This is a genomic window from Salipiger marinus, assembly GCF_900100085.1.
Lineage (GTDB): Bacteria > Pseudomonadota > Alphaproteobacteria > Rhodobacterales > Rhodobacteraceae > Salipiger > Salipiger marinus.
Map to the genome: position 1 here is coordinate 124,102 of NZ_FNEJ01000001.1, position 23,805 is coordinate 147,906.

The window sequence follows — 23,805 nt, forward strand, 5'->3', positions numbered from 1 at the left end:
GGATGCTTCACATGAAACAGCCTCCCCCGCGTGGCGGGAGAGGCTGCAGACTGTCAGGATCTCCGGCTCAGCCGATGGCGGCGGCCTTCACGTCCTCGTCGATATAGGGGACGTATTGCGCGAAGTTGTCAGAGAACATCTTCACCAGCTTCTGCGCCTGCGCGTCAAAGGCTTCCTTGTCGGACCATGTGCGGCGCGGATCCAGCAGCAGTTCGGGCACGCCCTCCACCTGCACCGGCACCTCGAAGCCGAAATTCGGATCCTTGCGGAATTCCACCTTCGCCAGCGACCCGTTCAGCGCGGCATGCAGCAGGGCGCGGGTGGCCTTGATCGGCATGCGGTGGCCGGTGCCATAGGCGCCGCCGGTCCAGCCGGTGTTCACCAGCCAGCAGGTCGCGCCGTGCTTGGCGATCTTGTCGCGCAGCAGGTTGCCATAAACCTCGGGACGCAGCGGCATGAAGGGCGCGCCGAAGCAGGTGGAGAAGGTCGGCTGCGGTTCGGTGATGCCGCGCTCGGTCCCTGCCACCTTGGAGGTGAAGCCGGACAGGAAGTGATACATCGCCTGCGCCGGGGTCAGCCGCGCGATCGGCGGCAGCACCCCGAAGGCGTCGCAGGTCAGCATGATGATGTTCTTGGGATGCCCCCCCAGCGCGGTGGCCGAAGCGTTGGAGATATACTCCAGCGGATAGGCGCAGCGCATGTTGGCGGTCAGGCTGTCATCCTCGAAATCAAGCTCGAAGGTCTCGGGATCAAAGACCATGTTCTCGATCACGGTGCCGAATTTCGAGGTGGTGGCGAAAATTTCCGGCTCGGCCTCGGGCGACAGGTTGATGGTCTTGGCATAGCAGCCGCCTTCGAAGTTGAAGGTGCCGCGATCCGACCAGCCATGTTCGTCATCGCCGATCAGCACCCGCTCGGGATCGGCGGAAAGCGTGGTCTTGCCGGTGCCGGACAGGCCGAAGAACACCGCCGTATCCACCGGGTTGTTCGGCGCATGGTTGGCCGAGCAGTGCATCGCCATGATGCCCTTGAGCGGCAGCAGGTAGTTCAGCAGGGTGAAGACCGACTTCTTGTTCTCGCCCGCATATTCGGTGTTGGCGATCAGGATCATCTTGCGGTCGAAGTTCAGCGCGATGACCGTATCGCTGCGGCAGCCGTGCTTGGCGGGATCGGCCTTGAAGCTGGGGCAGTTGATGATGGTGAAATCCGCAAGGAATTCGTCCAGCTGCTCACGCTCGGGGCGGCGCAGCAGGTGGCGGATGAACAGGCCGTGCCATGCCAGTTCGGTCACCATCCGCACCTTGATGGAATGGGCGGGATCGGCGCCCCCCACCAGATCCTGCACGAAATAGTCGCGGCCCTTCATGTGCTCGACCATGTCGGCATGCAGCGCGTCGAACCCTTCGGGGGTCATGGCGCGGTTGTTGTCCCACCAGATCTTGTCTTCGACAGAGGGCGTGCGCACCACATGCTTGTCCTGCGGCGACCGGCCGGTGAACTTGCCCGTGGTGACGTAGAAGGCGCCACCCTTGCCCAGCGTGCCTTCCCCGCGTTTCAGCGCGGCCTCGATCAGCGCCGGCTCCATAAGATTGTAATAGACATTGCCCAGCCCTTCGATCCCTTGATCTTCAAGGCGGAATTGCGGGTTCACCCGTCCAAATGTCATCTGCCAAGCTCCTGTAGCCGCGCGAGAGGGGGCGGCGGTCTTTATCCGGACGGAACCGTCTCCGTCCCCCGGAGACGCGCGCCGCCGGTACCGGATGCTTTAACACGGGGCTTGCCGCCAAGAACAGAAGGCTGAGGAGAGGTTAGCGCAACCAAATCACCTTTAGCGTTAGCACCGGGAATGGGAGCGCAAGCAGCGCCCGCTGGCGCCAGCCGACTGAGGCATTTTAGTCATTCCTTACCACATTTCCGCTGCAATCCAGCCCGGAGATAGACCTGATTCGCAGATTCGGATTGTTGAAAAAGGCGAAACCCCGCATAGTGATGACAAAAAAGTCAGCTCCAGAGCAGTATGAGGAACCATTGCCATGTCCAGAATCGCGCTCGTGGACGATGACAGGAACATCCTGACATCCGTCTCCATGACGCTCGAGGCCGAGGGCTTCGAGGTTGAGACTTATAATGACGGACAGGCGGCTCTGGACGCCTTTAACAAGAAAATGCCGGATATGGCGGTGTTTGACATCAAGATGCCGCGCATGGACGGCATGGATCTGCTGCAGCGCGTGCGGCAGAAATCCCGGATGCCGGTCATCTTCCTGACCTCCAAGGACGACGAGATCGACGAGGTTCTGGGCCTGCGCATGGGCGCCGACGATTATGTCAAAAAACCGTTCAGCCAGAGGCTGCTTGTCGAACGCATCCGCGCCCTGCTGCGCCGACAGGAAGCGGTGGCGGGTGACGTGGTGGGCGACACCGAAGACACCAAGCTGATGCTCCGCGGCTCGCTGACCATGGATCCGCTGCGCCATTCCGTGTCGTGGAAAGGTCAGGACGTGTCGCTGACCGTGACCGAATTCCTGCTGCTGCAGGCGCTGGCGCAGCGGCCCGGCTTCGTGAAATCCCGCGACCAGCTGATGGACGTGGCCTATGACGATCAGGTCTATGTGGACGACCGGACCATCGACAGCCACATCAAGCGCCTGCGCAAGAAGATGCGGACCGTGGATGCGGAATTCTCCGCCATCGAAACGCTCTACGGCATCGGCTATCGTTACAACGAAGAATAGCGATGACCTTCGCCGGGAGGATCTCGATGCGCGGCGACCGCACGGGCGACCAGCAGGACGCCGATGTCGTTCTGGGCGATGACTGGATCGCCCCGGACAGCACGGTAGAAAAAGAGCTGCGCGACAGCCGCGCGCGGCGCACCCTATTTTCGCTCAACCGCTCGCCGCTGACCCGCAAGATCATCACCTTCAACCTGATCGCGTTGAACGTGCTGGTGGCGGGGATCCTCTGGCTCAATTCCTCGCGCGATACGCTGGCGCTGCAGCGGGCCAGCGCGATGACCGCGCAGGTCGAACTGGTCGCCGACGTGTTCGAGGCGCAGCTGCCCGCGGGGGCGCCGGTCAGCCTTGGATCCTCCGACGGGATCGACATGTCCGCGACTCTGGCGGGCATCGACCTCTATCAGGGGGTGGAGCTTCTGGTCTTTGACACCGGCAGCTTTCTGGTGGGAGAGACCAGCGGCACCCTGCCCGACCCGATGCTGAGCGCGCTGCAGCCCGATGACCGGTCCACGCTGATTTCGGATTTCCTTGACCGGACATGGCGCATGGTCGCGGGGTTCTTTTCCTATTTCGAGGACAGCCCCGCGCTGGGGACCGAAGACCGGCTGCGCCGCATGATGGAGGCGGACGACCCGACCCAGACCCGCGTGCGCTCTGGCAGCGGGCCGGAGGGCGGCATCGAATTCACCGCCTTTTCGCCGATCCGTCAGGGGGATGTGGTGCTGGGCACCGTGGCCATGGTCGCCCCCGCCTCCGAGATCGACGCCGCCGTCAGCGCCGAGCGCGAGCGGGTGCTGCAGATGTTCGTGATCGCCACGCTGGTCTCCATCGGGCTGAGCCTTGTTCTGGCCTCGACCATCGCCAATCCGATTTCCGATCTGGCGGATGCCGCCGAAATCGGGCGCGACCGCAACCGCAGCAAGAACACCTCGCGCCGCATCCGCATCCCCGACCTGACCGCCCGCCCCGACGAGATCGGGCGGCTGTCCGGCGCGCTGCGCGGCATGGTGGCCGCCCTTTATGACCGGATCGACAGCAACGAACAGTTCGCCGCCGATGTCGCGCACGAGATCAAGAACCCGCTTGCCTCGCTGCGTTCCGCCATCGGCAGCCTGCGCATCGTCCGCAAGGAAGAGCATCGCGAAAAGCTGCTGAGCGTGATCGAACATGACGTGCGGCGTCTGGACCGGCTGGTCAGCGACATTTCCAATGCCTCGCGGCTGGACAGCGAACTGGTCAAGGAAGAGGAGCAGGAATTCAACCTGCTGGAGATGATCGGCAACCTGACCCAGTTTCTGGGAGAGGACGCGCGCAAGAAGGGCATCGAATTCATCACCGACCTGCCCGAAAAACCCATTCTGATCAGCGGGCTGGAGCCGCGGCTGGCGCAGGTTTTCGTCAATCTCATCACCAATGCCGTCAGCTTCTGCGAAGATGGCGACGCGATCCGGGTCTGGGCGCGGCGCCGCGACAACCGCGTGCTGGTGGTGGTCGAGGATACCGGCCCCGGCATCCCCGAAGAGGCGCTGCAGAAGATCTTCAAACGCTTCTACTCGCACCGGCCCGAAAATGACTTCGGCAACAATTCCGGCCTTGGCCTTGCCATCTCCAAGCAGATCGTCGAGGCGCATGGCGGCGTGATCTGGGCCGAGAACATCCGCCCGACCGAAGCCGACGTGACCTCGGAACCGCTGGGCGCGCGCTTTGTCGTGGGCCTGCCGGTCTGAGCCATGGAGGTGCCGAAGCCCCTGATCCTGCACGCCACCGCCGTGGCGGTGGAGGGGCACGGCCTGCTGATCCGCGGGGCTGCCGGGTCGGGCAAATCGGCACTGGCGCTGGAGCTGATGTCGCGCGGCGCGCAGCTGGTGGCCGATGACCGGGTGGTGATCACCGCCGAGGGCCCCCGGCTCTGGCTTTCGGCCCCCGCCGCAATCTCCGGCCTGATCGAGGCGCGCGGCATCGGCCTCCTGCACGCCACGCCCGCGCCGCGCACAGCACTGGCGCTGGTCGTGGATCTGGATCAGACCGAAGCGGCGCGCTTGCCGCAGCGCCGTGAAACCATGCTGCACGGGCGAAATATCCCCTTGCTTCACAAAGCCGCGCATCCCTATTTTCCCGCAGCCATTCTTCAATATGTGAAGGGTGGTCGAAGGGATCCGGAAACATGACCGAGCAGCCGCCAGGCCATCAACGCGTTGTCCTCGTGACGGGGCCCTCCGGGGCTGGCCGGTCCACGGCCATCAACGTGCTGGAGGATCTGGGTTTCGAGGCGATCGACAACATCCCGCTGCGGCTGATCCCGCGCCTGCTGGACGGCGCGGCCCTGACCCGGCCCATGGCGCTGGGGGTGGATGTGCGCAACCGGGATTTCAGCGTGCAGGGCCTGCTGGATCTGCATCGCGACCTTGGCACCCGGCCCGGGCTTGCCCCGCAGCTTCTGTATCTGGATGCCTCGCCTTCGGTGCTGGCACGGCGCTATTCCGAAACCCGCAGGCGGCACCCTCTGGCGCCGGATGCGGCCTTTACCGAAGGAATCGCGCGGGAACTGGCCCTGCTGGACGAGGCGCGCGCGGTGGCCGACATCCTGATCGACACCTCCGAGCTTTCCCCGCACGAACTGCGCGACCAGCTGCAGCACTGGTTCGCCCAGCGGCTGGATCTGCGCATGGCGGTGTCGCTGCAGTCCTTTTCCTACAAGCGCGGCCTGCCGCAGGGGCTCGACTGGGTGTTCGACTGCCGGTTTCTGGACAATCCGCACTGGCAGCCGGATCTGCGCCCGCTGACCGGGCTGGATGCAAGGGTGCGCGCACATGTCGAGGCGGATCCGCTGTTCGATCCCTTCGTGACACGGCTTGTGGATCTGGCGCTGTTCGCCCTGCCCGCCTGCAAGACCGAGGGCAAGGCGCATCTGTCCTTCGGATTTGGCTGCACCGGCGGCAAACACCGTTCGGTGACTGTCACAGAAACGATGTCCCGTGCCCTTGCAGAGCATGGCTGGCAGGTGTCAACTAGACACAGGGAGCTGGAGCGGCGCAGCCTGACCGGAACTGGCGGGCGCGAGGGACTGGACGAGAGGTCGCAGGCGTGATCGGCATAGTGATCGTGGCCCATGGGGGTCTGGCGCGGGAATATCTTGCGGCGGTGGAACATGTCGTGGGCGCACAGGCGGGCGTGCTGGCCATTTCCATCGAAGCCGATCACGATCGCGCGATCAAGCAGGCGGAAATCTGCGACGCCGCCGACCGTGTCGATACCGGCGACGGGGTGGTTCTGGTCACCGACCTGTTCGGTGGGTCCCCCTCCAATCTGAGCCTCATGGCCTGCCAGCCCGAGAACCGCCGCATCCTTTACGGCATGAACCTTCCCATGCTGATCAAGCTGGCAAAAAGCCGCCAGCTGACCGTTCCGGATGCGGTCCGGGGGGCGCTGGAGGCGGGGCGAAAGTATATTGACAGTCAGAACGTCAAGCCTGATGCCCCGTAGGGCCGAAAGACCCGGAATCCGAAAGTGCCCGACATGAGCAACAGCACCGCCACCCGCAGGCTGAAGATCGTCAACGAGAAGGGGCTGCATGCCCGCGCCTCCGCCAAGCTGGTGGAGGTGGTCGAAGGCTTCGACGCCCGCGCCGAGGTCACGCGCGACGGGATGAGCGCCTCTGGCGACAGCATCATGGGGCTTTTGATGTTGGCAGCCTCGAAAGGAACCTCTATTGAGGTCGAAACCTCGGGCCCGGATGCCGAGGCGCTGGCTGAGGCGCTTGAAGCTCTGGTGGCGAATCGTTTCGGCGAGGACAACTGAGACTCCCTGCGGGGAGCCTGTAGGATCAGAGTGGCGCATGGTGGACAGCTATCGGGCTTCGGCCGGACAGGGAGCAACCCCTCCCGACCACGCCCCCTATGACAAGCGCAAGCTGAGCTATGCCAACACCTTCACGAATCCGTGGAAGGCCAACACCATCCGTGCGCTTGAATGGGCGACGGGGAAAATCCCGTTGATCCAGCTGGTGCGCCGGTTCGAGCGCGCGGGCGTGCCCGACGGTCAGGCCTTCTGGCCGCAGGCGCTGGCGCATATGCGGATCGACCTGCATACGCCGCTGGAGCAGATCGCGCGCATTCCCCGCAAGGGACCGGTGATCGTGGTCGCCAACCATCCGCACGGGCTGGTGGACGGCATGATCCTTGCCGAGATCATTGGCCGGGTGCGCACCGACTACAAGATCCTGACGCGGTCGCTGCTGACCGGGGTCAAGGAGATCACCCAGTTCATGATCCCCGTGCCCTTCCCGCATGAAGAGAACGCGCGGGAAAAGGGTCTGGCGATGCGCGCCCTCGCCATGGAGCATCTCAAGACCGGCGGGCTGATCGCGCTTTTCCCCTCGGGCGTGGTGGCGGCTTCCGAAACCGCCTTTGGCCCGGCGGTGGAGGCGGGCTGGAACCCGTTCACCGCAAAGATGATCCAGCGCTCGGGCGCGACGGTGGTGCCGGTCTATTTCCCGGGGCAGAATTCCCGCGCCTATCAGCTGGCCAACCGCATCTCTCCGACGCTGCGGCAGGGGCTGCTGATCCACGAGGTGATGCATGCCTGCGGACGGCCCCAGTCGCCGGTGGTGGGCGAGCCGATCACCCCCGACATGGTGCGCAGCTGGTCCGGCAAGCAGCGCGAATTCGTGGCATGGCTGCGCGAGACGACGCTGGCGCTGAAGGGCAGCTGAGGCTGCCACAGGTCAGGGCGCAGGGGGGCTCTGCCCCCGTCCGCTGACGCGGACTCCCCCGGGATATTTGTGGCCGCTGGAAGCCGCAGGCGGCTCAGCGGGTGGGCACGGGCTCTTCGCCGCGATAGTCGTAGAAGCCGCGCTGGGTCTTGCGGCCCAGCCAGCCCGCCTCGACATATTTGGTGAGCAGCGGGCAGGGACGGTATTTGGTGTCGGCGAGCCCGTCATGCAGCACGTTCATGATCGCAAGACAGGTATCTAGCCCGATAAAATCCGCAAGCTCCAGCGGGCCCATCGGGTGGTTGGCGCCCAGCTTCATCGCCATGTCGATGGAGCGGACATTGCCCACGCCTTCGTAGAGCGTATAGACCGCTTCGTTGATCATCGGCATCAGCACGCGGTTGACGATGAAGGCCGGGAAATCCTCGGCGGAGGCGGCGGTCTTGCCCAGACGGTCCACCACGGCGAGGCAGGCGCGATAGGTCTCCTCGTCGGTGGCGATGCCGCGGATCAGCTCCACCAGCTGCATGACCGGCACCGGATTCATGAAGTGGAAGCCCATGAACTTTTCCGGACGGTCAGTGCGCGAGGCCAGCCGGGTGATCGAGATCGAGGAGGTGTTGGAGGTCAGGATGGTGTTGGGCTTGAGATGCGGCAGCAGCCCGTCGAAGATCTTCTGCTTGATGGCTTCCTGTTCGGTCGCCGCCTCGATCACCAGATCGGTCTGCGCCACCTCTACCACGTCCAGCGTGGGTCGGATGCGCGCGCAGGCGGCATCGCGGTCTTCGGCGGAGATCTTGCCGCGACTCACCTGACGGTCAAGATTGCGCTCGATCAGGGCCACCGCCTTGTCGAGCGTGTCCTGACTGACATCCGAAAGCCGCACCTCGTAGCCGGCCAGTGCCATGACATGGGCGATGCCATTGCCCATCTGCCCTGCCCCGATGATCCCGATGCTGTTGATTTCCATGGCGCGGATCCCCGTTTTTCCGCCGCAACAATAGGCGCGCGGGCGGGCGGGCCGCAAGGCGGCAGCGGGCAATTTTTGTGGCATTTTAGGATTAGCGAAATGGCAAGCTTCATGACCGACTCTGGCGGCGGGTGTGGACTAAAATGGGTGGAGACATGAGTTTCGCCGGTGGGGCTCCGGGGGGCCTGAATTACTGTCCCTGTCGTTACGGGCGCTCGCGCGTCCTGTTTCGCGGCCCGCGTCGGCCGCTTGATTTGCCCTATCTCGCCTTTCTGGGGGGATCGGAAACCTATGGGCGGTTCGTGGACCTGCCCTTTCCCGCGCGGGTGGAGCCGCAGCTGGGCCTTCCTTGCGTGAATTTCGGCATCCCCAATGCGGGGCTGGACCTGTATCTCAGCGATCCCGCCGTGCTGGAGGCGGCGGAGCGGGCCGAAACCGTGGTGCTGCAGATCCTTGGCGCGCAGAACATGTCCAACCGGTTCTACAGCGTGCATCCGCGCCGCAACGACCGGTTCCTGCGCGGCTCCGACCGGCTGCTGGCGCTGTATCCGGAGGTGGATTTCACCGAGTTCCACTTCAACCGGCACATGCTGGGGCGGCTGCACGACCTGTCGCCGGAGCGGTTCGCGCAGATCACCGCAGAGCTGCGGCTGGCCTGGGTCGCGCGGATGAAGCATCTGCTGGCGCTGCTGCGCGGGCGGGTGGTGCTGCTCTGGGTGGCGGAGCACCTGCCGCCCGAGACCCCGCAGGAGGGGCTGGCGCGGGATCCGCTGTTTGTCGACCGCGCCATGCTGGAGGCGCTGCGCCCCCGGACGGCGGCGCTGCTGGAGGTCGAACTGTCGGAGGCGGCGCGGCAGCGCGACACCGAAGGCAAGGTGTTCGCCCCGCTCGAAGCCGGGGCGGCGGCGGAATCGCTGGGGCCGCTGGCCCATGCCGAAGTGGCCGAGGCGCTGGGGCCGGTGCTGGCCGCGCTCCGGCCATGACCGCGCTCAGGCGGCGGCGGGGGACATCATCCGCTGGCCAAGGGCTGTCAGCCGGTCAAAATGGCCGCGATAGCCTGCAACAGCGGTCTGGACGAACTCCGCCTGCACCGCAAACAGCGTGCCGGGATCGGTGCAATGCAGCAGCCGGTGCTGCAGGGCCATGTCCTGCCGCAGCCGGGAGGCGTAGAAGTCCTGCACCTCCTCGGCGATCTCCAGCCAGCCCTCCACAAGTGCTGTGGCGGCATAGGGGCCGAAGCTCCAGCTCAGCCGGACCTCCTGCGGCGGGGGCGGGGCGCCGGTCAGGGGAATGTCGCGCAGATGCGTGGTCATGGTCTGATCCTCCCAAGCGAAAAGCCTGAGAGGAGCCTAACACGGCTCGCCCCCGCGCGCGGCGATTCCCGTCACCCGGCGCCGCGCGGTCACAGGCTCGCCTGCACCGCCGCGATGCTGTCGTCCAGAATTGCGGCAGTCCGGTCGATCAGCGCCTCATCCATGACCAGCGTCGGCGACAGGATCAGGATATTGCCCAAGGGCCGCGCGATCAGCCCGCGCTTCTGCGCCTCGCGCGCAAGGCGCAGGCCGATTCGGTCTTCGGGGGCGAAGGGCGCGGCGGTGGCCTTGTCCTTCACGAATTCGAGGCCCATCATGAAATGGCTGCCCCGCACCTCGCCCACGATGTCATGCCGGTCCAGCTGCCGCAGCAGGCCTTCGAAGCGCTTGCCGGTGGTGCGCACCCGCTGCGGGATCTGCTCGGCCTCCATCAGCGCGATATTGGCCAGACCGGCGGCGGCGGCGGCGGGGTGGCCGGAATAGGTCATGCCGTGGAAGAACATGCCGCCGGGGCCGGAGATCACCTCGTGGATCTCGTCGGACAGGATCGTGGCCGACAGCGGCTGATAGCCCGAGGTCAGGCCCTTGGCGGTGGTGATGATGTCGGGCACGATGCCGAACACGTCTTCTGACGCGAACATGTGCCCCAGCCGCCCGAAAGAGGTCACCACCTCGTCGGTCACATATTTGATGTCATGGTCGCGGCAGATCTCGAACATCGCCTGATGATAGCCCTCGGGCGGCACGATCACGCCCCCCGCGCCCATGATCGGCTCGGCGAAGAAACAGGCGATGGTTTCGGCGCCGTAATGCTGGATGGTGTCGCGCAGATCCTGTTTCAGCACCTCGAGGAACTCCGCCTCGGTCATGCCCTGCCCTTCGCGCCAGTGATGCGGGCAGCGCAGGTGATGCACAAGGCTGTCCTCGCGGCTCCAGCCTTGGGAATAGCCGGGCGTGGTCATGGCGACGGTCAGATGGGTGGAGCCGTGATAGGCGCCGTGGCGGCACAGGATGCGGCGTTTGCGCGGCTGGCCCAGCCGGTTGTAATAGTGATGCAGGATGCGGATCGCGGTTTCATTCGCGACCGAGCCGGAATTGCCGAAATGCACCTTGTTGAGCGTGCCGGGCGCCAGGTCCGCCAGCTTGGTGGCCAGCGCCGCGGCGGCGGGATGGGTGAAGTTGTAGAAGGTCGAATAGAAATCCAGCGTCTCGAGCTGGGCGGTGATGGCGTCGATGATCTCGCGCCGCCGGTGGCCGACATTGACACACCACAGCCCGCCGATGCCGTCGATCAGCTGGTTGCCTTCGCTGTCGCGGACATAGGCGCCTTCGGCCCCCACGATCACGGTGCGCTGCCCGGACTGTTTGAGGAAATCCAGATCGGCCCAGCTTTGCACAAGATGGGTGTCGGCGGTCAGCACGCCGTCGGTGGTGATGTCCAGATCAAGCGACATGGGTCAGATCTCCAGATAGTCCTGTTGTTGGGTTGAGCGGAGCTCGGGCGCCAGAGGCACGTCCAGATCCGCGATCAGCAGCGCCTCGCCCCGGCCCGCACTGACCAGCGGGCGCGCGTCCGGCCCCACGATCAGCGACAGCCCGCCATAGGCGAGCCCGGCTTCGGCGCCGCAGTAATTGGCATAGGCGATGGTCACCCCCGCCTCTGCCGCGCGGGCGGGCACCAGCGCGGTGGACACATGGCCAAAACCTTCGGGATTGGCGGTCGGCACGAGGATCAGCCGCGCCCCCTGCGCGGCAAGCGCCGCGACATGGGGCGCAAATTCCACGTCATAGCAGATCAGCAGGGCGGCACGGACCCCGGCCAGATCGAACAGGCAGTAGCTGGCGCCGGGGCGGAAGCTGCCCTTTTCCATCGGGCCGAACAGCTGGATCTTGCGGTAATGGCCCAGTTCCTGCCCTTGTGCGTCCCATGCGGTGGCGGCGTTGTAGACCGCCGCCCCGTCCCGTTCCGCCCAGCCCAGCACCAGCCCGCAGCCCGCAGCCCGCGCCATGGCGGACAGGCGCTGCGTCCAGTCCCCGCCGCGCGGCTGCGCCAGCGCCCCGTGCAGATCCGGCCGGTTGTAGCCCGGCAGGAACAGTTCGGGACAGACCAGCATCAACGCCCCCGCCCGTGCCGAAGCCTCCAGCAGCGCCCCGAGCCGGGTCAGCCCCGCCTCGGGATCGCCCGTGCCCGGCGGCCCCTGATAAAGCGCCAGCCGCATGGTCACTTCTTCAGGTTGGTCCAGATCGCGTCATACATGACCTGCACCTCCTGCGGGCAGGGCTGCACGAACACGCCGGTCACGTCCGAGGGCGGGTTGCTTTCCGGGGAATTGGCCACCTCGGGCGCCAGAAACTCCGACACGCCCTTCACCCCCGCCGAATACTGGGCGTAATTGGTGACGGCGGCGGCGTTTTCCGGCTCCAGCAGGAAGTTCATGAACTTCAGCGCGTTGTCGCGGTTGGGCGCATCCTTCAGCAACACCACATTGTCCATCCAGACGATCATGCCCTCCTTGGGGAAGACGTATTCGATGGGCGCGCCTTCGGCCCGCGCCTTGGCGGAAAAGCCCGACCAGATCATGCCCGCCGCCGCGTCGCCCGACACCAGAACATCCTTGGCCACATCGGAGCCGAAGCTCGCCCACTCCGCCTTGGCGCCCATCACCAGATCGTTGAGCGCCTTGAGCTGCGCGCGGTCGGCGCTGCATTGCGGGATGCCCAGATACAGCGAGGCCAGCGTCAGCGTCTCGCCGCTGGTGTCCAGCACGTTGATCTTGCCCGCCAGTTCCGGCGGCGGCGCGAAGATCAGGCCAAGGCTGTCGGCGGTGCCGTCATAGACCTCGCGGTTGACCGCAAAGGAGGTGCTGCCCCACTGATAGGGGATCGAGGAGGTGCGGCCCGGATCAAAGGCCACGTCCAGCCAGCGGTCTTCGATATTGCCGTGGTTGGGCAGCTCTTCGGGGGTGAAGCTGTCGAGCATGCCTTCCTGTTTCAGGATGTCGACCATGTAATCGCCGGGCACCGCCACGTCATAGCTGCCCAGTCGCCCGGCTTTCAGCGCGGCCAGCAGCGCCTCGTTGCTGTCGAAGGTGTCCATGGTCACCTCGACGTCGTATTCGGCGGCGAACTTGTCCAGCAGCTCCTGCGGGATGTATTCGAACCAGTGATAGATCGACAGCTTGCCTTCGGCCTGAGCGGCGCCTGCCAGCGTCAGCGCCAGCAGCGAGGTGGTGAGAAGGGTCTTCATGTCTTGGTCTCCGCTGTTGGGGTTTTATCGTTTCTGTCCCGCCCGTCCGATCAGCCAGGACAGCGTGACGCAGACCACCGAAACGCCCAGGAGCAGCGTCGAAATGGCCATGATGTTGGGCTTGATGCCCTGTTTCACCGATCCGAAGATGGCGGTCGGCAGGGTCTCGACCCCCGCCCCCTTGACGAAGTTGGTGATGAGGAAATCGTCAAGCGAGATGATAAAGGCGAGCAGGAAGCCCGACAGGATGCCCGGCGCCATCAGCGGCAGCAGGATCAGCCGGAACGCCTCCCACGGGGTGGCGTAAAGATCCATCGCCGCCTGTTCATAGACATCGGGCACCGACTGCATCCGCGCCGAAATCGGCAGGTAGGCGAAGGGGATGCAGAACACCACATGCGCAAGGAAGATGGTCAGCAGCCCGGTGGTCAGCCCGATGGTGATGAAGAACACCAGCGAGGCGACGGCGGTCACGATCTCCGGCACCATCAGCGGCAGGTTGATCAGCGCAAGGCTGGCCAGCTTGCCCCGGAACCGCCCCGCCCGGGTCATCGCCACGGCGGCGGCGGTGGCGATCAGCGTGGCGCAGGTGGCGGCACCGATGGCGATGGTGAAGCTGTTGATGGCGGCATCGCGGAATTTCGGCGCCTCTGGCCCGGTGAACACGTCCACGTACCATTTCAGCGAAAACCCGCCCCAGCGCGTGATCGAGGTGCTTTCGTTGAAGCTGTAGACCGCGACGATGACCAGCGGCGCATAAAGGATGAACAGGCACAGCACGGTCAGCGGGCGGAAGCCGGTGAAATGGCGCAGGTCGGTCATGTCCGGTCTCCCTTGGTCTGGGCCCGGGCATGCAGCAGCAGCACGGCCATCACGATGCTGAGCAGGATCATCGAGGCGGCGGCCCCGAACGGCCAGTTGCCCGCAGCGCCCTTGAACTGCTCCTCGATCAGCGACCCGATCATGAAGGTCTTGGCGCCACCCAGCAGTTCGGGCGCAAGGAACGCCCCCAATGAGGGCACGAAGACCAGAATGCAGCCCGCCACGATGCCCGGCTTGACCACCGGCAGGATGATCAGCCGCAGCGTGGTCCAGCTGTCGGCATAAAGATCCGCCGCCGCTTCGGAGAGCGAGAAGTCATAGCGTTCCACCGCCGCATAGATCGGCAGCACCATGAAGGGCAGGTAGCTGTAGAACAGCCCCAGCTGCACGGCGAAATTGGTGTTCACCAGCGCCAGCGGCGTGTCGATGATCCCGGCCCAGAGCAGGAATTCATTCAGCGGCCCGGTGTCGCGGATCAGGAATTTCATCGACACGGTGCGGATCAGCAGGTTGACCCAGTAAGGAATGGTGATGAGGAACAGCCAGACCGACCGCACCCGCGCGGGCCGGGTGGCGATGAACCACGCGGTGGGAAAGCCGATCAGCAGGCACAGCACCGTCGCCAGCCCCGCCTGCCAGATCGACCGCCAGAAGATGCCGATATAGGTCCATTCGATGCGGGGCGGCTCGTCCCCGAACAGGCCCCGGTCCAGAAAGAACTGGTCATAGGCGGCCAGCGTGAAGTCCCAGATGACCCCGCCCCGGAATTCCTTGGTCAGCACGGAATAGACCGCCATGATCAGCACCGGCGCGACAAGGAAGATGCCGACCCACAGCCAGACCGGCAGCAGCAGGCGCGGCCCGTTGCCGCGATAGATGTCCGACCCGGCGGAGGCGCCCTGTGGCGCGGCGCCCGCCATCAGTCCGCCAGCAGGCGCGCGGCGCCCGCCTCGATCCGCAGGCCAAGGGCTGCGCCTGGGTCCGGGACGGTCCCGCTGCCCGCCTGCTGCCGCACCACCAGCCGCGCCCCGTCCGCCAGCCGCATCAGCAGCTGCGTGTCGGTGCCCAGATAGACGTGATCCTGCATTACCGCCGCCAGATCGCCCTGCCCCGCAGCGCAGAGCGACAGCCGCTCTGGCCGCACCGACAGATGCCCCGGCCCGGGTCGCGCGCCCGGCGCGGCGGGACAGTCCATCGCAGCACCGCCCGGCAGCTGCAGCCGCGCCACGGCACCGCTGACCTGCGTCACGGTCACGTCGATCAGGTTGGTCTCGCCGATGAAATCGGCGACGAAGCGGGTCTGCGGCGCCTCGTAGATCTCGCGCGGGGGGCCCACCTGCTGCACATGGCCCGCCGACATCACCGCGATGCGGTCGGACATGGTCAGCGCCTCTTCCTGATCGTGGGTGACAAAGACAAAGGCGATGCCGGTCTCGCGCTGGATGGATTTCAGCTCGCTGCGCACCGCCTGCCGCAGCTTCAGATCCAGCGCCGACAGCGGCTCGTCCAGCAGCAGCACCTTGGGCCGGGGGGCCAGCGCCCGGGCCAGCGCCACGCGCTGCTGCTGCCCGCCCGACAGCTGCCCCGGTCGGCGCTGCGCAAATTCTGACAGCTGCACCAGCCGCAGCACCTCGCGGCCCCGCGCCTCGGCATCCCGCGTGCCCCAGCCCCGGCGCAGCAGGCCGAAGGTCACGTTGTCGAGCACGGTCATATGCGGAAACAGCGCGTAATTCTGAAAGACGGTGTTCACCATCCGCTTGTGCGGCGGCAGCGGCGCGATGTCCTCGCCATGCAGGCGGATCGCGCCGCCCGACACCTGCTCGAAGCCAGCGATGCAGCGCAGCAGCGTGGTCTTGCCACAGCCCGAGGGCCCGAGCAGGGTAAAGAACTCTCCCTCTGCAATCGCCATCGAGACGCCATGCAGCGCGGTCACGGTGCCATACCGCTTCACCACGCTGTCGATTTCCACCGCCTGTGCCACGTCCAGCATCGAATCCCCTTGAACCATACCCCCGGTTTCTGGTGATTCAGGCTAAGGCCCCCGAAATCGAGGGGTATATACCCCCAAGGAGGTATCATGCGGGAGCTTCCCAACTCTGCCGAAGAGCATCTGGGCCGCGCCATCGCGGCGCTTGGCGGCGAAGGGTTTGCCCCTGCGTTTTACCTTTGGCTGTCGCGCTGCTTTGAAATCGACAACACCACGATGCTGGCCTATTTCCAGCAGCACCGCCCGCAGGTGCTGTTCACGCAATCGCGCGAGAAGCGGGTGCATGAAAAGCTGGAAACGGATTACCTGTCAGGGGCTTACCTTCTGGACCCGTTTCATGACCTGCATGTGCGGCGGGTGCGTCCCGGGATCTACCGGCTGCGCGACATCGCCCCCGATGCCTTTCAGCGGAACGAATATTTCGCCGCCTATTACCGGCGCACCACCCTGATCGACGAGATCGCCTATGTCGCCTATCCCGCCGAGGGGGTTTCGGTGCATGTCTGCCTTGGCCGCGATGCCACATCCGGTCAGGGGTTTTCGCCGCGCGATCTGGATCATGCCCAAAGAATAGCCCCGATTGCCTGCGGATTGTGCGAAAAGCAATGGCAGGGCCTGTCCTCTTCGGGGGATTATACCGAAGCCGCGCTGACCGGGCGGCTGATCGAGGCGCTGCGCCGCCGCCATGCCATCACGCTCAGCCCCCGGCAGGCAGAGGTGGCGCTGCTGATCCTGCGCGGCCACAGCTCCGTTTCGATCAGCCTGCGGCTGGAGATCAGCCCGCAGACGGTCAAGGTGTTCCGCAAGCAGCTTTACCGGAAATGCCGCATCTCCTCGCAGGGGGAGCTGTTTTCGCTGATCCTGCCGCTGCTCTCCGACTAGGCCGGGAAAAAATCGCCCGGCATGGCAGGCAGGTCGGCCATGCGCGTCCGCCAGTCGGCCATGGCAGGCGACGGCGCCACGCCTGCCCTGTCGATCCAGCGGACATAGCCCCAGATGGCGCAGTCGCCGATGCCGGGCGCTGCCCCGTGGAAAAACGGCCCCGCCCCCAGCAGCCGATCAAAATTGTCCCGGTCGGTGGCATAGCGGGCGCGCAGCCAGTCCAGCGCGCCGGGCGGGAAGCTGTCGCCGCCGGGGCGGCGCGATTCCACCAGCTGCGGCAGGCACATGCCGATGCGGTTGGCCTCCCACAGGATCAGCTCTGCGCCGCGGCGCAGGTCATGGGGCTGCTGCCCCGGCAGCGGCCAGCGCCGCGCCACCTCCATCAGGATGGCGCCGGACTGCAGATGCGGCACGCCATCGACCATAAGCAGCGGCACCTGCGCCAGCGGACTTGCCGCCAGAAACTCCGCCGGGCGGGTGGCAGCGGGCGCCCAGATATCGACCCGCCGCAGCTCATGCGGCACCCCCGCCAGCGCGAGGGCCAGCGCCACCTTGTTGGCATGGCCGCTGTCGGGGTGGCCGTAAAGAACAAGCTCTGTCATCGCGCGCTCCGCATCCTGTGGCCCCCAGCCAAGCCGGGAGGCGGCGCCGCTGTCAAATTCCGTTTTGTGGGCGCTCCGTCACCCCCCGTGATGGCGCCTGCGCGCGGGGGCTTGACGCAGGCAGGGCAAAGGCGCGGAATGCCGCGCAGCGCGGTGCCGGGACGTGCCGCCACACAGCCGGAGGCCGCCATGACCATCCACGATCCCGCCGCCGCCCTGCGCGCCAATGTCGCCACGCCGTTCGAGGCGGCCCACGCCATGCCGGTGTCGGTCTATACCTCGGACGAATTTCTGGCGCTGGAGGAGCGCCATGTCTTTGCGCAAAGCTGGCTCTGTGCCGGGCGGGCCGATGCGCTGAAAGCGCCGGGCGATTACCTGACCATGGAGATTTCGGGCGAGCCGGTGATCGTGCTGCGCGACCGCGACGGCGCGCTGCGGGCGATGTCGAATGTCTGCCGCCACCGCATGTCGATCCTGCTGGAAGGGCGCGGCCATGTGCGCGCCATCACCTGCCCTTATCACGCCTGGACCTACAATCTGGATGGCAGCCTGCGCGGCGCCCCCGCGATGGATCTGAACCAGAGCTTCTGCAAGGAAGCGCTTGGCCTGCCGCAGATCCGCTGCGTGGACTGGAAGGGCTGGATCATGGTCACGCTTGATCCCGACCTGCCCGACCCCGGCGCGGGGCTGCGCGAGGTCGACGATCTGGTGGGCTACCTGCCGATGCAGGACTATGTGGAGACCTTCCGCGAGGAGCATCGCTGGAACACCAACTGGAAGATCCTCGCCGAGAATTTCATGGAAAGCTACCACCTGCCCATGTGCCATGGCGGCACCATCGGCGGGGCGGTGGATCTGCGCAAGATGACCTGCCCCGAAGGCTTTGCGGGCTTCAATTACCACCACATCCTGAAAGACGACAGCATCGCGCTCTCCATCGCCCACAAGGACAATACCGAACTGCAGGGCGAGGACCGCTACCGCACATGGCTGCTGGCGATCTATCCGTCGCTGCTGATCACGCTGACCCCGGGCTATTTCTGGTATCTGTGCCTGACCCCGGACGGGCCGGGGCATGTGAAGATCCTTTATGGCGGCGGGCTGCATCCGGATTTTGCCAAGGATGCCGAGGCGCCCCAGCATTTCGCCACGCTGAAAAGCCTGCTGGATGCGGTCAATGACGAGGATCGCGGCTGCACCGAGCGGGTCTGGAAGGGCATGCAGTCGCGCCATGCGACCCCCGGCGCGCTGTCGCATCTGGAGCGGCCGAATTATGAATTCGCCCGCTGGATCGCCTCGAAACTCCCGGCCTGAGCCCGGGGGGAGAGGAGGCCGGGGGTTTCACACCCCCGGACCCCCGTGGAGTTTAGGGGCAAGATGAAGGGCGGATCAGTCGCGCGGACCGACATTTTCGCGGAACGCCTTGTCGAAGGCGGCCTGCTGGTCCGGGCTGGCTTCGGTCTGGGTCTGCGCCCGCCAGTCCTCATAGGGCATGCCGTAGAAGATCTCGCGCGCCGTGTCCTTGTCCATGTCGAGGCCGCGGGCATTGGCCGCTTCCTGATACCAGCGCGACAGGCAGTTGCGGCAGAAGCCCGCCAGCGTCATCAGGTCGATGTTCTGCACATCGGGGCGGTCTTCCATCAGGTGCTGGCGCAGGCGGCGGAAGGCGGCGGCTTCGAGTTCGAGGCGGGTCTGGTCGTCCATCGGGGTCTCCTGTCAGTCGGGGATGCGGGCAAGGGCCCGGCGCAGCAGCGGCGCGAGGCGGTCTGCCCAGTGCTGCTGGGTTTCGGGCGTGGCGATCAGGTCGTTGCGCAGTTCGATCAGCGTGTTGTGGCGGCCATGGCGCAGGGCGTGCCGGTCGATGGAATCGCCCGGAAGGTGGCCGGGATAGGGCTGGTTGCGGCCGACCACCAGATCGGGCTCCGCCTGCAGCAGGTCGATCAGCGGATCGGAGAGGCGGCTGTCGGAGGCATGCAGGATCCCCACCTGCCATGGCCGCGGCGCGCGGCCCCGCAGCTGCGGCGTGAAGCTGTGCAGGGCGACGATCACCGGGTCGGGCTGGCGGGCGGCCAGATCCGCGATGGCGTCGTGATAGGGCTGCCAGTAGGCCGCGATGCGGCGCGCGCGCTCTTCCGGTCCGGCGTGGCGGTTGCCGGGAATGACCGATCCGTCGTAAAGCCGCATGAGCTGCGTCGGGTCGCGCCCGCCCCGGTTGGGGTCGATCACCAGCCGCGAGAACCCCGCCCAGACCACCGGGCTGTCGAGCGCCGCAGCCAGCGCCCGCGCCACACCCAGGGCGCCCGGATCCCACGCGATGTGGCGGGCCATGTCCTCGGCCGGGAGTCCCAGCGATCCGCCCAGATCCGCGGGCACGGCATTGGTGGCGTGGTCGCAGGTGACGAGAAACCGGCCTTGCCGTCCCGCGCCTTCGATATGGACGGGCTTGTGGGTCATGATACCTTCGCAGTTTGCCGTCATTTCATAGAGGAGTTGCGCGGCAAAGGGAATTCGACAATAACGGCGGCGGCGTTAGCGATAACCGTCCGCGAGATCGTTCAACGGTAAACCATCGCCGCCGCACCGCGTGTTGTGCCGAGCCAGGGAGACGAAGATGAGACGTTTGCGCAAAGTCAAGATTGTGGCCACGCTGGGCCCGGCAAGCAACACCTACGAGATGATCCGCGCCCTGCACGAGGCCGGGGCTGACGTGTTCCGGCTGAACATGAGCCATGGCACGCATGAGGACATCACCAAGATTCACCGCGCCATCCGGCAGGTCGAAAAGGATCTGGACAGCCCCATCGCCATCCTCGCCGACCTGCAGGGGCCGAAGCTGCGCGTGGGCGAGTTTGCCAATGGCTCCGAGGAGCTGGAATGGGGCCAGACCTTCCGGTTCGACCTGGAGGAGGCGGCAGGCGACAGCCAGCGCGTCTGCCTGCCGCATCCGGAGATTTTTGCGGCCCTTGGCGTGGGCGCGCATCTGCTGGTCAATGACGGCAAGATCCGCATGCGGGTCGAGGAATGTGGCCCCGATTTCGCCAATTGCGTGGTCGAGGCGGGCGGCACCATTTCCAACCGCAAGGGCGTGAACGTGCCCGATGTGGAACTGCCGCTGGCGGCGCTGTCGGCCAAGGACCGCGACGATCTGGAATTCGCCGCAGCCCTTGGGGTGGACTGGCTGGCGCTGAGCTTCGTGCAGCGGCCCGAGGACGTGCAGGAGGCGCGCAAGCTCTGTGACGGGCGCGCCGCGATCCTGTCGAAGATCGAGAAGCCCACCGCCGTGAAGCGGTTCGACGACATCCTTGCCGTGTCGGACGGCATCATGGTGGCGCGCGGCGATCTGGGTGTGGAACTGCCGGTGCAGAGCGTGCCGCCGATCCAGAAGCGGCTGATCCGCAAATGCCGCTCTGCCGGCAAGCCGGTGATCGTGGCGACGCAGATGCTGGAATCGATGATCGAAAGCCCGATGCCCACCCGCGCCGAAGTGTCGGACGTGGCCACCGCGATCTATGAAGGCACCGATGCGATCATGCTGTCGGCGGAATCGGCGGCGGGGCAGTATCCGGTCGAGGCGGTCACCACGATGAACAACGTGGCGATCAGCGTCGAGAAGGATCCGACCTATACCGAGATCATCGAGGCCAGCCGCAACATCAAGCGCACCACCGTGGCCGATGGCATCGTCGCCGCCGCGCGCGAGATCGCGGAAACCGCCGATGTGAAGGCGATCTGCTGCTTCACCTCCTCGGGGACCACGGCGGCGCTGGTGGCGCGCGAGCGTCCGCGGGTGCCGATCATCGCCCTGACCAGCCTGCGCGGCACCGCGCGGCGGCTGTCGCTGACATGGGGCACGCATTGCGTGATGACCGGCGAGCTGGAGCGGTTCAAGCAGGCCGTGGTCAATGCCGCGCGCGCCGCCCGCGCGCAGGGCTATGCCGGGGCGGAAGACCACATCATCGTGACGGCGGGCGTGCCCTTCAACATGTCGGGCACCACCAACATCCTGCGCGTCGCGCCCTGTGACGAACGGCTGATCTACTCCACCGATCCGGAATAGGCCGCAGCGCCGTTGCCAGACGGGCCCGCCCCGGTCTACGCTGATGCGTCGGACCATGGGCGGGCCTTTTCATGTCGACGGATCAGTTTCTGGTGCTCGGGTTTGTTCTGGGCGTGCTTGGGGGTGCGGCGGCCATTGCGGCATGGGCCGATGGCCGGGTGCCCCGGCTTGGGGCGGTGCTGCTGGTGGCGGGTCTGGCGCTGGCGCTGCACGCCCATGTCAGCAAGCCCGGCGGCTATACCGCCGAAAACCTGCCCGATGTCATCTATGGGGTGATCGGCGATCTGATCCGCTGATCTGCGCCGGAAGGGCTTGCACAGGCGGGAGCGGGCTTTTATAGGGGCGCTTCCAACTGCGCGGCCGGCCGGAGTGGCATGCCGAGTCGCGTTTTGTCACGCACTCGTGAAGGAGACGAAAATGCCCAAGATGAAGACCAAGTCGAGCGCGAAGAAGCGCTTCAAGATGAGCGCCACCGGCAAGGTGATCACCGCTCAGGCCGGCAAGCGCCACGGCATGATCAAGCGCACCAAGAAATTCATCCGCGACGCCCGCGGGACCACCACGCTGTCCCCCCAGGACGCCAAGATCGTCAAGGGCTATATGCCCTACGACCGCTGATAGGAGGCCAGAGACATGTCCCGAGTCAAAGGTGGTACCGTCACCCACGCCCGTCACAAGAAGGTCATCAAGGCTGCGAAAGGCTATTATGGCCGTCGCAAGAACACCTTCAAGGTGGCAGCCCAGGCCGTCGACAAGGCCAACCAGTACGCGACGCGCGACCGGAAGAACCGCAAGCGCAACTTCCGCGCGCTGTGGATCCAGCGGATCAACGCTGCCGTCCGCGCGCATGACGAAGCGCTGACCTATTCGGCCTTCATCAACGGCCTGAACAAGGCCGGCATCGAAGTGGACCGCAAGGTGCTGGCCGATCTGGCCGTGCACGAGCCGGAAGCCTTCGGCGCGATCGTCGATCAGGCCAAGGGCGCGCTGGCCGCGTAAGCGCAGCTGCCCTGTGCAGAGATGCAACGCCGTCCGGATCTCCGGGCGGCGTTTTCCGTTTGCGGCCCGTGCCTGCGGGGCCGGGCAGAGGGGGGCTCTGCCCCCGTCTGCGCCAAGGCGCAGCCTCCCCCGGGATATTTTCGGTCAGAAGATGCCGGGCGCGCGGCGGCGCTTCTTGCGCAGACGGGGCGCAGCCGGTAGGTCAGGCGCGCAAGTGATGCACCGAAGAGGCCCCCGATGGACGATCTGCGCGACAAGTATCTGGACCTGATTGGCACCGCGGCAGGCGAGGCCGCGCTGGAGGATCTGCGGGTGCAGGCCCTTGGCAAGAAGGGCGAGATCAGCCTGCAGATGCGCGAACTGGGGCGGATGAGCCCCGAAGAGCGGCAGGTGATGGGGCCGAAGCTGAACGCGCTCAAGGACGAGATCACCGAAGCGCTGGCGCTGAAGAAGGCGGCGCTGGCCGATGCCGCGCTGAACGAGCGGCTGGCGGCGGAATGGCTGGACGTGACCCTGCCCGGGCGCCTGCGCCGCATGGGCAGCCTGCACCCGGTCAGTCAGGTCTGGGAAGAATGCACCGCGATCTTCGCCGATATGGGCTTTGCCGTGGCCGAAGGTCCGCAGATCGAAGAAGACTGGTATAATTTCGACGCGCTGAACATCCCCGGCCATCACCCGGCCCGCGCCGAGATGGACACGTTCTACATGCACCGCGCGGAAGGCGACAACCGCCCCCCGCATGTGCTGCGCACCCATACCTCGCCGGTGCAGATCCGGTCGCTGCTGGCGCAGGGCGCGCCCATCCGCATCGTGGCGCCGGGCCGCGTCTATCGCGCCGATTACGACCAGACCCACACGCCGATGTTCCACCAGATCGAAGGTCTGGCCATCGACCGCGAAATCTCCATGGCCAATCTGAAATGGGTGCTGGAGGAATTCTTCTCCGCCTATTTCGGACGGTCGGTGAAGACCCGCTTCCGCGCCTCGCATTTCCCCTTCACCGAACCTTCGGCGGAGGTGGACATCCAGTGCCAGTGGAAAGACGGCACCGTGACCGTGGGCGAAGGCGATGACTGGCTGGAAGTTCTGGGATCCGGCATGGTGCATCCCAAGGTGCTGACGGCGGGCGGGATCGACCCCGCGCAATGGCAGGGCTTCGCCTTCGGCATGGGCATCGACCGCATCGCCATGCTGAAATACGGCATCCCGGATCTGCGGGCGTTCTTCGAATCGGATCTGCGCTGGCTGCGGCATTACGGCTTTGCCGCGCTGGATATGCCCACCCTGCATGGCGGACTGTCGCGCTGACCGGTGACCCCGCGCGGCATGGGCCATCAGGATGGAGCGGCCCAGGGCGCGGCGCCGGGCCTCTGGCCGACCCAGTCCAGACCGTCGCGGATGGTGCCGCGGCGGTCTTTTCCTGTCCGGTCCGGGGCTGAAGGTCATCGGCGGTGCCGGGCTGTTGCCGCGCAACCCG

General features: G+C 65.9%; 27 protein-coding genes. 15 read left to right on the top strand and 12 right to left on the bottom strand.

Annotated elements, in window-relative coordinates; genetic code table 11:
* Window positions 1-67: 67 nt before the first annotated feature.
* Entirely contained in the window at window positions 68-1,666 is a 1,599-nt protein-coding gene (locus tag BLR51_RS00640; RefSeq protein WP_089842149.1) for a phosphoenolpyruvate carboxykinase, read from the bottom strand.
* 367 nt (window positions 1,667-2,033) lie between these two features.
* On the opposite strand from BLR51_RS00640, the gene BLR51_RS00645 reads away from it, so the two are divergent.
* From BLR51_RS00645 to BLR51_RS00675, 7 genes are read left to right on the top strand one after another with little or no spacing between them, the layout of a single operon-like run.
* Window positions 2,034-2,735 carry a response regulator transcription factor gene (locus BLR51_RS00645; protein ID WP_089842151.1) on the top strand — a complete coding sequence of 234 codons (702 nt, stop codon included), beginning with the start codon at window positions 2,034-2,036 and terminating at the stop codon, window positions 2,733-2,735.
* Between the two features lie 2 nt (window positions 2,736-2,737).
* On the top strand, window positions 2,738-4,465 hold the full coding sequence (locus tag BLR51_RS00650; RefSeq protein WP_089842154.1) for a sensor histidine kinase: 1,728 nt from the start codon (window positions 2,738-2,740) through the stop codon (window positions 4,463-4,465).
* 3 nt (window positions 4,466-4,468) lie between these two features.
* Entirely contained in the window at window positions 4,469-4,906 is a 438-nt protein-coding gene (locus tag BLR51_RS00655) for an HPr kinase/phosphorylase (protein ID WP_089842158.1), read from the top strand.
* A complete protein-coding gene (gene rapZ / locus BLR51_RS00660; RefSeq protein WP_089842163.1) occupies window positions 4,903-5,826 on the top strand; it encodes an RNase adapter RapZ in 924 nt (307 codons plus the stop codon). Before BLR51_RS00655 ends, rapZ begins: the two co-directional genes overlap by 4 nt.
* Window positions 5,823-6,221, top strand: a complete 399-nt coding sequence (locus BLR51_RS00665) for a PTS sugar transporter subunit IIA (protein ID WP_089842167.1) — start codon at window positions 5,823-5,825, stop codon at window positions 6,219-6,221. Before rapZ ends, BLR51_RS00665 begins: the two co-directional genes overlap by 4 nt.
* 33 nt (window positions 6,222-6,254) lie before the next feature.
* The gene (locus BLR51_RS00670) at window positions 6,255-6,536 is read left to right on the top strand and encodes an HPr family phosphocarrier protein (protein ID WP_089842168.1); all 282 of its coding nucleotides are present in this window, start codon (window positions 6,255-6,257) and stop codon (window positions 6,534-6,536) included.
* Between the two features lie 37 nt (window positions 6,537-6,573).
* Window positions 6,574-7,449, top strand: coding sequence for a lysophospholipid acyltransferase family protein (locus BLR51_RS00675; RefSeq protein WP_089842170.1), 876 nt, complete (start codon window positions 6,574-6,576; stop codon window positions 7,447-7,449).
* A gap of 94 nt (window positions 7,450-7,543) precedes the next feature.
* On the opposite strand, the gene BLR51_RS00680 is transcribed toward BLR51_RS00675, so the two are convergent.
* A complete protein-coding gene (locus BLR51_RS00680; RefSeq protein ID WP_089842173.1) occupies window positions 7,544-8,419 on the bottom strand; it encodes a 3-hydroxybutyryl-CoA dehydrogenase in 876 nt (291 codons plus the stop codon).
* Window positions 8,420-8,574: 155 nt separating this feature from the next.
* Between BLR51_RS00680 and BLR51_RS00685 the strand changes: the two genes are divergently transcribed.
* Window positions 8,575-9,402 (top strand): DUF6473 family protein, encoded by an 828-nt coding sequence (locus BLR51_RS00685; RefSeq protein ID WP_089842175.1) that lies wholly within the window; start codon window positions 8,575-8,577, stop codon window positions 9,400-9,402.
* A gap of 6 nt (window positions 9,403-9,408) precedes the next feature.
* Here the strand turns inward: BLR51_RS00685 and BLR51_RS00690 are convergent, their stop codons facing one another.
* The 7 genes from BLR51_RS00690 to BLR51_RS00720 all read right to left on the bottom strand — a co-directional run bounded on the left by BLR51_RS00690 (window position 9,409) and on the right by BLR51_RS00720 (window position 15,791).
* On the bottom strand, window positions 9,409-9,732 hold the full coding sequence (locus BLR51_RS00690) for a phasin family protein (protein ID WP_089842178.1): 324 nt from the start codon (window positions 9,730-9,732) through the stop codon (window positions 9,409-9,411).
* A gap of 89 nt (window positions 9,733-9,821) precedes the next feature.
* On the bottom strand, window positions 9,822-11,186 hold the full coding sequence (locus tag BLR51_RS00695; protein ID WP_089842181.1) for an aminotransferase class III-fold pyridoxal phosphate-dependent enzyme: 1,365 nt from the start codon (window positions 11,184-11,186) through the stop codon (window positions 9,822-9,824).
* 3 nt (window positions 11,187-11,189) lie between these two features.
* Window positions 11,190-11,951, bottom strand: a complete 762-nt coding sequence (locus tag BLR51_RS00700; protein ID WP_089842183.1) for a carbon-nitrogen hydrolase family protein — start codon at window positions 11,949-11,951, stop codon at window positions 11,190-11,192.
* Between the two features lie 2 nt (window positions 11,952-11,953).
* Window positions 11,954-12,979: an extracellular solute-binding protein gene (locus tag BLR51_RS00705; protein ID WP_089842185.1), complete on the bottom strand. Its 1,026-nt coding sequence runs from the start codon at window positions 12,977-12,979 to the stop codon at window positions 11,954-11,956.
* A 24-nt stretch (window positions 12,980-13,003) separates the two neighbouring features.
* On the bottom strand, window positions 13,004-13,801 hold the full coding sequence (locus BLR51_RS00710) for an ABC transporter permease (protein WP_089842187.1): 798 nt from the start codon (window positions 13,799-13,801) through the stop codon (window positions 13,004-13,006).
* Window positions 13,798-14,721 carry an ABC transporter permease gene (locus tag BLR51_RS00715; RefSeq protein WP_089842189.1) on the bottom strand — a complete coding sequence of 308 codons (924 nt, stop codon included), beginning with the start codon at window positions 14,719-14,721 and terminating at the stop codon, window positions 13,798-13,800. Before BLR51_RS00715 ends, BLR51_RS00710 begins: the two co-directional genes overlap by 4 nt.
* Window positions 14,721-15,791 (bottom strand): ABC transporter ATP-binding protein, encoded by a 1,071-nt coding sequence (locus tag BLR51_RS00720; protein ID WP_089842191.1) that lies wholly within the window; start codon window positions 15,789-15,791, stop codon window positions 14,721-14,723. Before BLR51_RS00720 ends, BLR51_RS00715 begins: the two co-directional genes overlap by 1 nt.
* Window positions 15,792-15,878: 87 nt before the next feature.
* Here BLR51_RS00720 and BLR51_RS00725 point away from each other — a divergent pair, with 87 nt between their 5' ends.
* Window positions 15,879-16,670 (top strand): helix-turn-helix transcriptional regulator, encoded by a 792-nt coding sequence (locus tag BLR51_RS00725; protein WP_089842194.1) that lies wholly within the window; start codon window positions 15,879-15,881, stop codon window positions 16,668-16,670.
* Here BLR51_RS00725 and BLR51_RS00730 read toward each other — a convergent pair.
* Complete coding sequence (locus BLR51_RS00730) at window positions 16,667-17,272, bottom strand: glutathione S-transferase family protein (protein WP_089842197.1); 606 nt, start codon at window positions 17,270-17,272, stop codon at window positions 16,667-16,669. The two genes, BLR51_RS00725 and BLR51_RS00730, sit on opposite strands and share 4 nt — an antisense overlap.
* A gap of 189 nt (window positions 17,273-17,461) precedes the next feature.
* Here BLR51_RS00730 and BLR51_RS00735 point away from each other — a divergent pair, with 189 nt between their 5' ends.
* A complete protein-coding gene (locus BLR51_RS00735) occupies window positions 17,462-18,586 on the top strand; it encodes an SRPBCC family protein (RefSeq protein WP_089842950.1) in 1,125 nt (374 codons plus the stop codon).
* 75 nt (window positions 18,587-18,661) lie between these two features.
* Here BLR51_RS00735 and BLR51_RS00740 read toward each other — a convergent pair whose 3' ends face one another.
* Both BLR51_RS00740 and BLR51_RS00745 read right to left on the bottom strand, forming a co-directional pair.
* A complete protein-coding gene (locus BLR51_RS00740) occupies window positions 18,662-18,976 on the bottom strand; it encodes a DUF1244 domain-containing protein (RefSeq protein ID WP_089842202.1) in 315 nt (104 codons plus the stop codon).
* 12 nt (window positions 18,977-18,988) lie between these two features.
* Window positions 18,989-19,726, bottom strand: a complete 738-nt coding sequence (locus BLR51_RS00745; protein WP_089842206.1) for an N-formylglutamate amidohydrolase — start codon at window positions 19,724-19,726, stop codon at window positions 18,989-18,991.
* 157 nt (window positions 19,727-19,883) lie between these two features.
* Here BLR51_RS00745 and pyk point away from each other — a divergent pair, with 157 nt between their 5' ends.
* The 5 genes from pyk to pheS all read left to right on the top strand — a co-directional run bounded on the left by pyk (window position 19,884) and on the right by pheS (window position 23,636).
* The gene (gene pyk / locus BLR51_RS00750; protein WP_089842209.1) at window positions 19,884-21,329 is read left to right on the top strand and encodes a pyruvate kinase; all 1,446 of its coding nucleotides are present in this window, start codon (window positions 19,884-19,886) and stop codon (window positions 21,327-21,329) included.
* Window positions 21,330-21,400: 71 nt separating this feature from the next.
* Entirely contained in the window at window positions 21,401-21,625 is a 225-nt protein-coding gene (locus tag BLR51_RS00755; RefSeq protein ID WP_089842212.1) for a hypothetical protein, read from the top strand.
* A gap of 121 nt (window positions 21,626-21,746) precedes the next feature.
* A complete protein-coding gene (gene rpmI, locus BLR51_RS00760) occupies window positions 21,747-21,947 on the top strand; it encodes a 50S ribosomal protein L35 (RefSeq protein WP_089842216.1) in 201 nt (66 codons plus the stop codon).
* A 15-nt stretch (window positions 21,948-21,962) separates the two neighbouring features.
* A complete protein-coding gene (gene rplT / locus BLR51_RS00765) occupies window positions 21,963-22,328 on the top strand; it encodes a 50S ribosomal protein L20 (RefSeq protein ID WP_089842220.1) in 366 nt (121 codons plus the stop codon).
* Window positions 22,329-22,565: 237 nt separating this feature from the next.
* Complete coding sequence (gene pheS, locus BLR51_RS00770) at window positions 22,566-23,636, top strand: phenylalanine--tRNA ligase subunit alpha (protein ID WP_089842225.1); 1,071 nt, start codon at window positions 22,566-22,568, stop codon at window positions 23,634-23,636.
* Window positions 23,637-23,805 lie beyond the last annotated feature (169 nt).

What these genes read in the sequence shown, in the direction of transcription:
- BLR51_RS00640 (WP_089842149.1), bottom strand. Translation starts at nt 1,666, where the DNA reads ATGACATTTGGACGGGTGAACCCGCAATTCCGCCTTGAAGATCAAGGG.
- BLR51_RS00645 (WP_089842151.1), top strand. Translation starts at nt 2,034, where the DNA reads ATGTCCAGAATCGCGCTCGTGGACGATGACAGGAACATCCTGACATCC.
- BLR51_RS00650 (WP_089842154.1), top strand. Translation starts at nt 2,738, where the DNA reads ATGACCTTCGCCGGGAGGATCTCGATGCGCGGCGACCGCACGGGCGAC.
- BLR51_RS00655 (WP_089842158.1), top strand. Translation starts at nt 4,469, where the DNA reads ATGGAGGTGCCGAAGCCCCTGATCCTGCACGCCACCGCCGTGGCGGTG.
- rapZ (WP_089842163.1), top strand. Translation starts at nt 4,903, where the DNA reads ATGACCGAGCAGCCGCCAGGCCATCAACGCGTTGTCCTCGTGACGGGG.
- BLR51_RS00670 (WP_089842168.1), top strand. Translation starts at nt 6,255, where the DNA reads ATGAGCAACAGCACCGCCACCCGCAGGCTGAAGATCGTCAACGAGAAG.
- BLR51_RS00675 (WP_089842170.1), top strand. Translation starts at nt 6,574, where the DNA reads ATGGTGGACAGCTATCGGGCTTCGGCCGGACAGGGAGCAACCCCTCCC.
- BLR51_RS00680 (WP_089842173.1), bottom strand. Translation starts at nt 8,419, where the DNA reads ATGGAAATCAACAGCATCGGGATCATCGGGGCAGGGCAGATGGGCAAT.
- BLR51_RS00685 (WP_089842175.1), top strand. Translation starts at nt 8,575, where the DNA reads ATGAGTTTCGCCGGTGGGGCTCCGGGGGGCCTGAATTACTGTCCCTGT.
- BLR51_RS00690 (WP_089842178.1), bottom strand. Translation starts at nt 9,732, where the DNA reads ATGACCACGCATCTGCGCGACATTCCCCTGACCGGCGCCCCGCCCCCG.
- BLR51_RS00695 (WP_089842181.1), bottom strand. Translation starts at nt 11,186, where the DNA reads ATGTCGCTTGATCTGGACATCACCACCGACGGCGTGCTGACCGCCGAC.
- BLR51_RS00700 (WP_089842183.1), bottom strand. Translation starts at nt 11,951, where the DNA reads ATGCGGCTGGCGCTTTATCAGGGGCCGCCGGGCACGGGCGATCCCGAG.
- BLR51_RS00705 (WP_089842185.1), bottom strand. Translation starts at nt 12,979, where the DNA reads ATGAAGACCCTTCTCACCACCTCGCTGCTGGCGCTGACGCTGGCAGGC.
- BLR51_RS00710 (WP_089842187.1), bottom strand. Translation starts at nt 13,801, where the DNA reads ATGACCGACCTGCGCCATTTCACCGGCTTCCGCCCGCTGACCGTGCTG.
- BLR51_RS00715 (WP_089842189.1), bottom strand. Translation starts at nt 14,721, where the DNA reads ATGGCGGGCGCCGCGCCACAGGGCGCCTCCGCCGGGTCGGACATCTAT.
- BLR51_RS00720 (WP_089842191.1), bottom strand. Translation starts at nt 15,791, where the DNA reads ATGCTGGACGTGGCACAGGCGGTGGAAATCGACAGCGTGGTGAAGCGG.
- BLR51_RS00725 (WP_089842194.1), top strand. Translation starts at nt 15,879, where the DNA reads ATGCGGGAGCTTCCCAACTCTGCCGAAGAGCATCTGGGCCGCGCCATC.
- BLR51_RS00730 (WP_089842197.1), bottom strand. Translation starts at nt 17,272, where the DNA reads ATGACAGAGCTTGTTCTTTACGGCCACCCCGACAGCGGCCATGCCAAC.
- BLR51_RS00735 (WP_089842950.1), top strand. Translation starts at nt 17,462, where the DNA reads ATGACCATCCACGATCCCGCCGCCGCCCTGCGCGCCAATGTCGCCACG.
- BLR51_RS00740 (WP_089842202.1), bottom strand. Translation starts at nt 18,976, where the DNA reads ATGGACGACCAGACCCGCCTCGAACTCGAAGCCGCCGCCTTCCGCCGC.
- BLR51_RS00745 (WP_089842206.1), bottom strand. Translation starts at nt 19,726, where the DNA reads ATGACCCACAAGCCCGTCCATATCGAAGGCGCGGGACGGCAAGGCCGG.
- pyk (WP_089842209.1), top strand. Translation starts at nt 19,884, where the DNA reads ATGAGACGTTTGCGCAAAGTCAAGATTGTGGCCACGCTGGGCCCGGCA.
- BLR51_RS00755 (WP_089842212.1), top strand. Translation starts at nt 21,401, where the DNA reads ATGTCGACGGATCAGTTTCTGGTGCTCGGGTTTGTTCTGGGCGTGCTT.
- rpmI (WP_089842216.1), top strand. Translation starts at nt 21,747, where the DNA reads ATGCCCAAGATGAAGACCAAGTCGAGCGCGAAGAAGCGCTTCAAGATG.
- rplT (WP_089842220.1), top strand. Translation starts at nt 21,963, where the DNA reads ATGTCCCGAGTCAAAGGTGGTACCGTCACCCACGCCCGTCACAAGAAG.
- pheS (WP_089842225.1), top strand. Translation starts at nt 22,566, where the DNA reads ATGGACGATCTGCGCGACAAGTATCTGGACCTGATTGGCACCGCGGCA.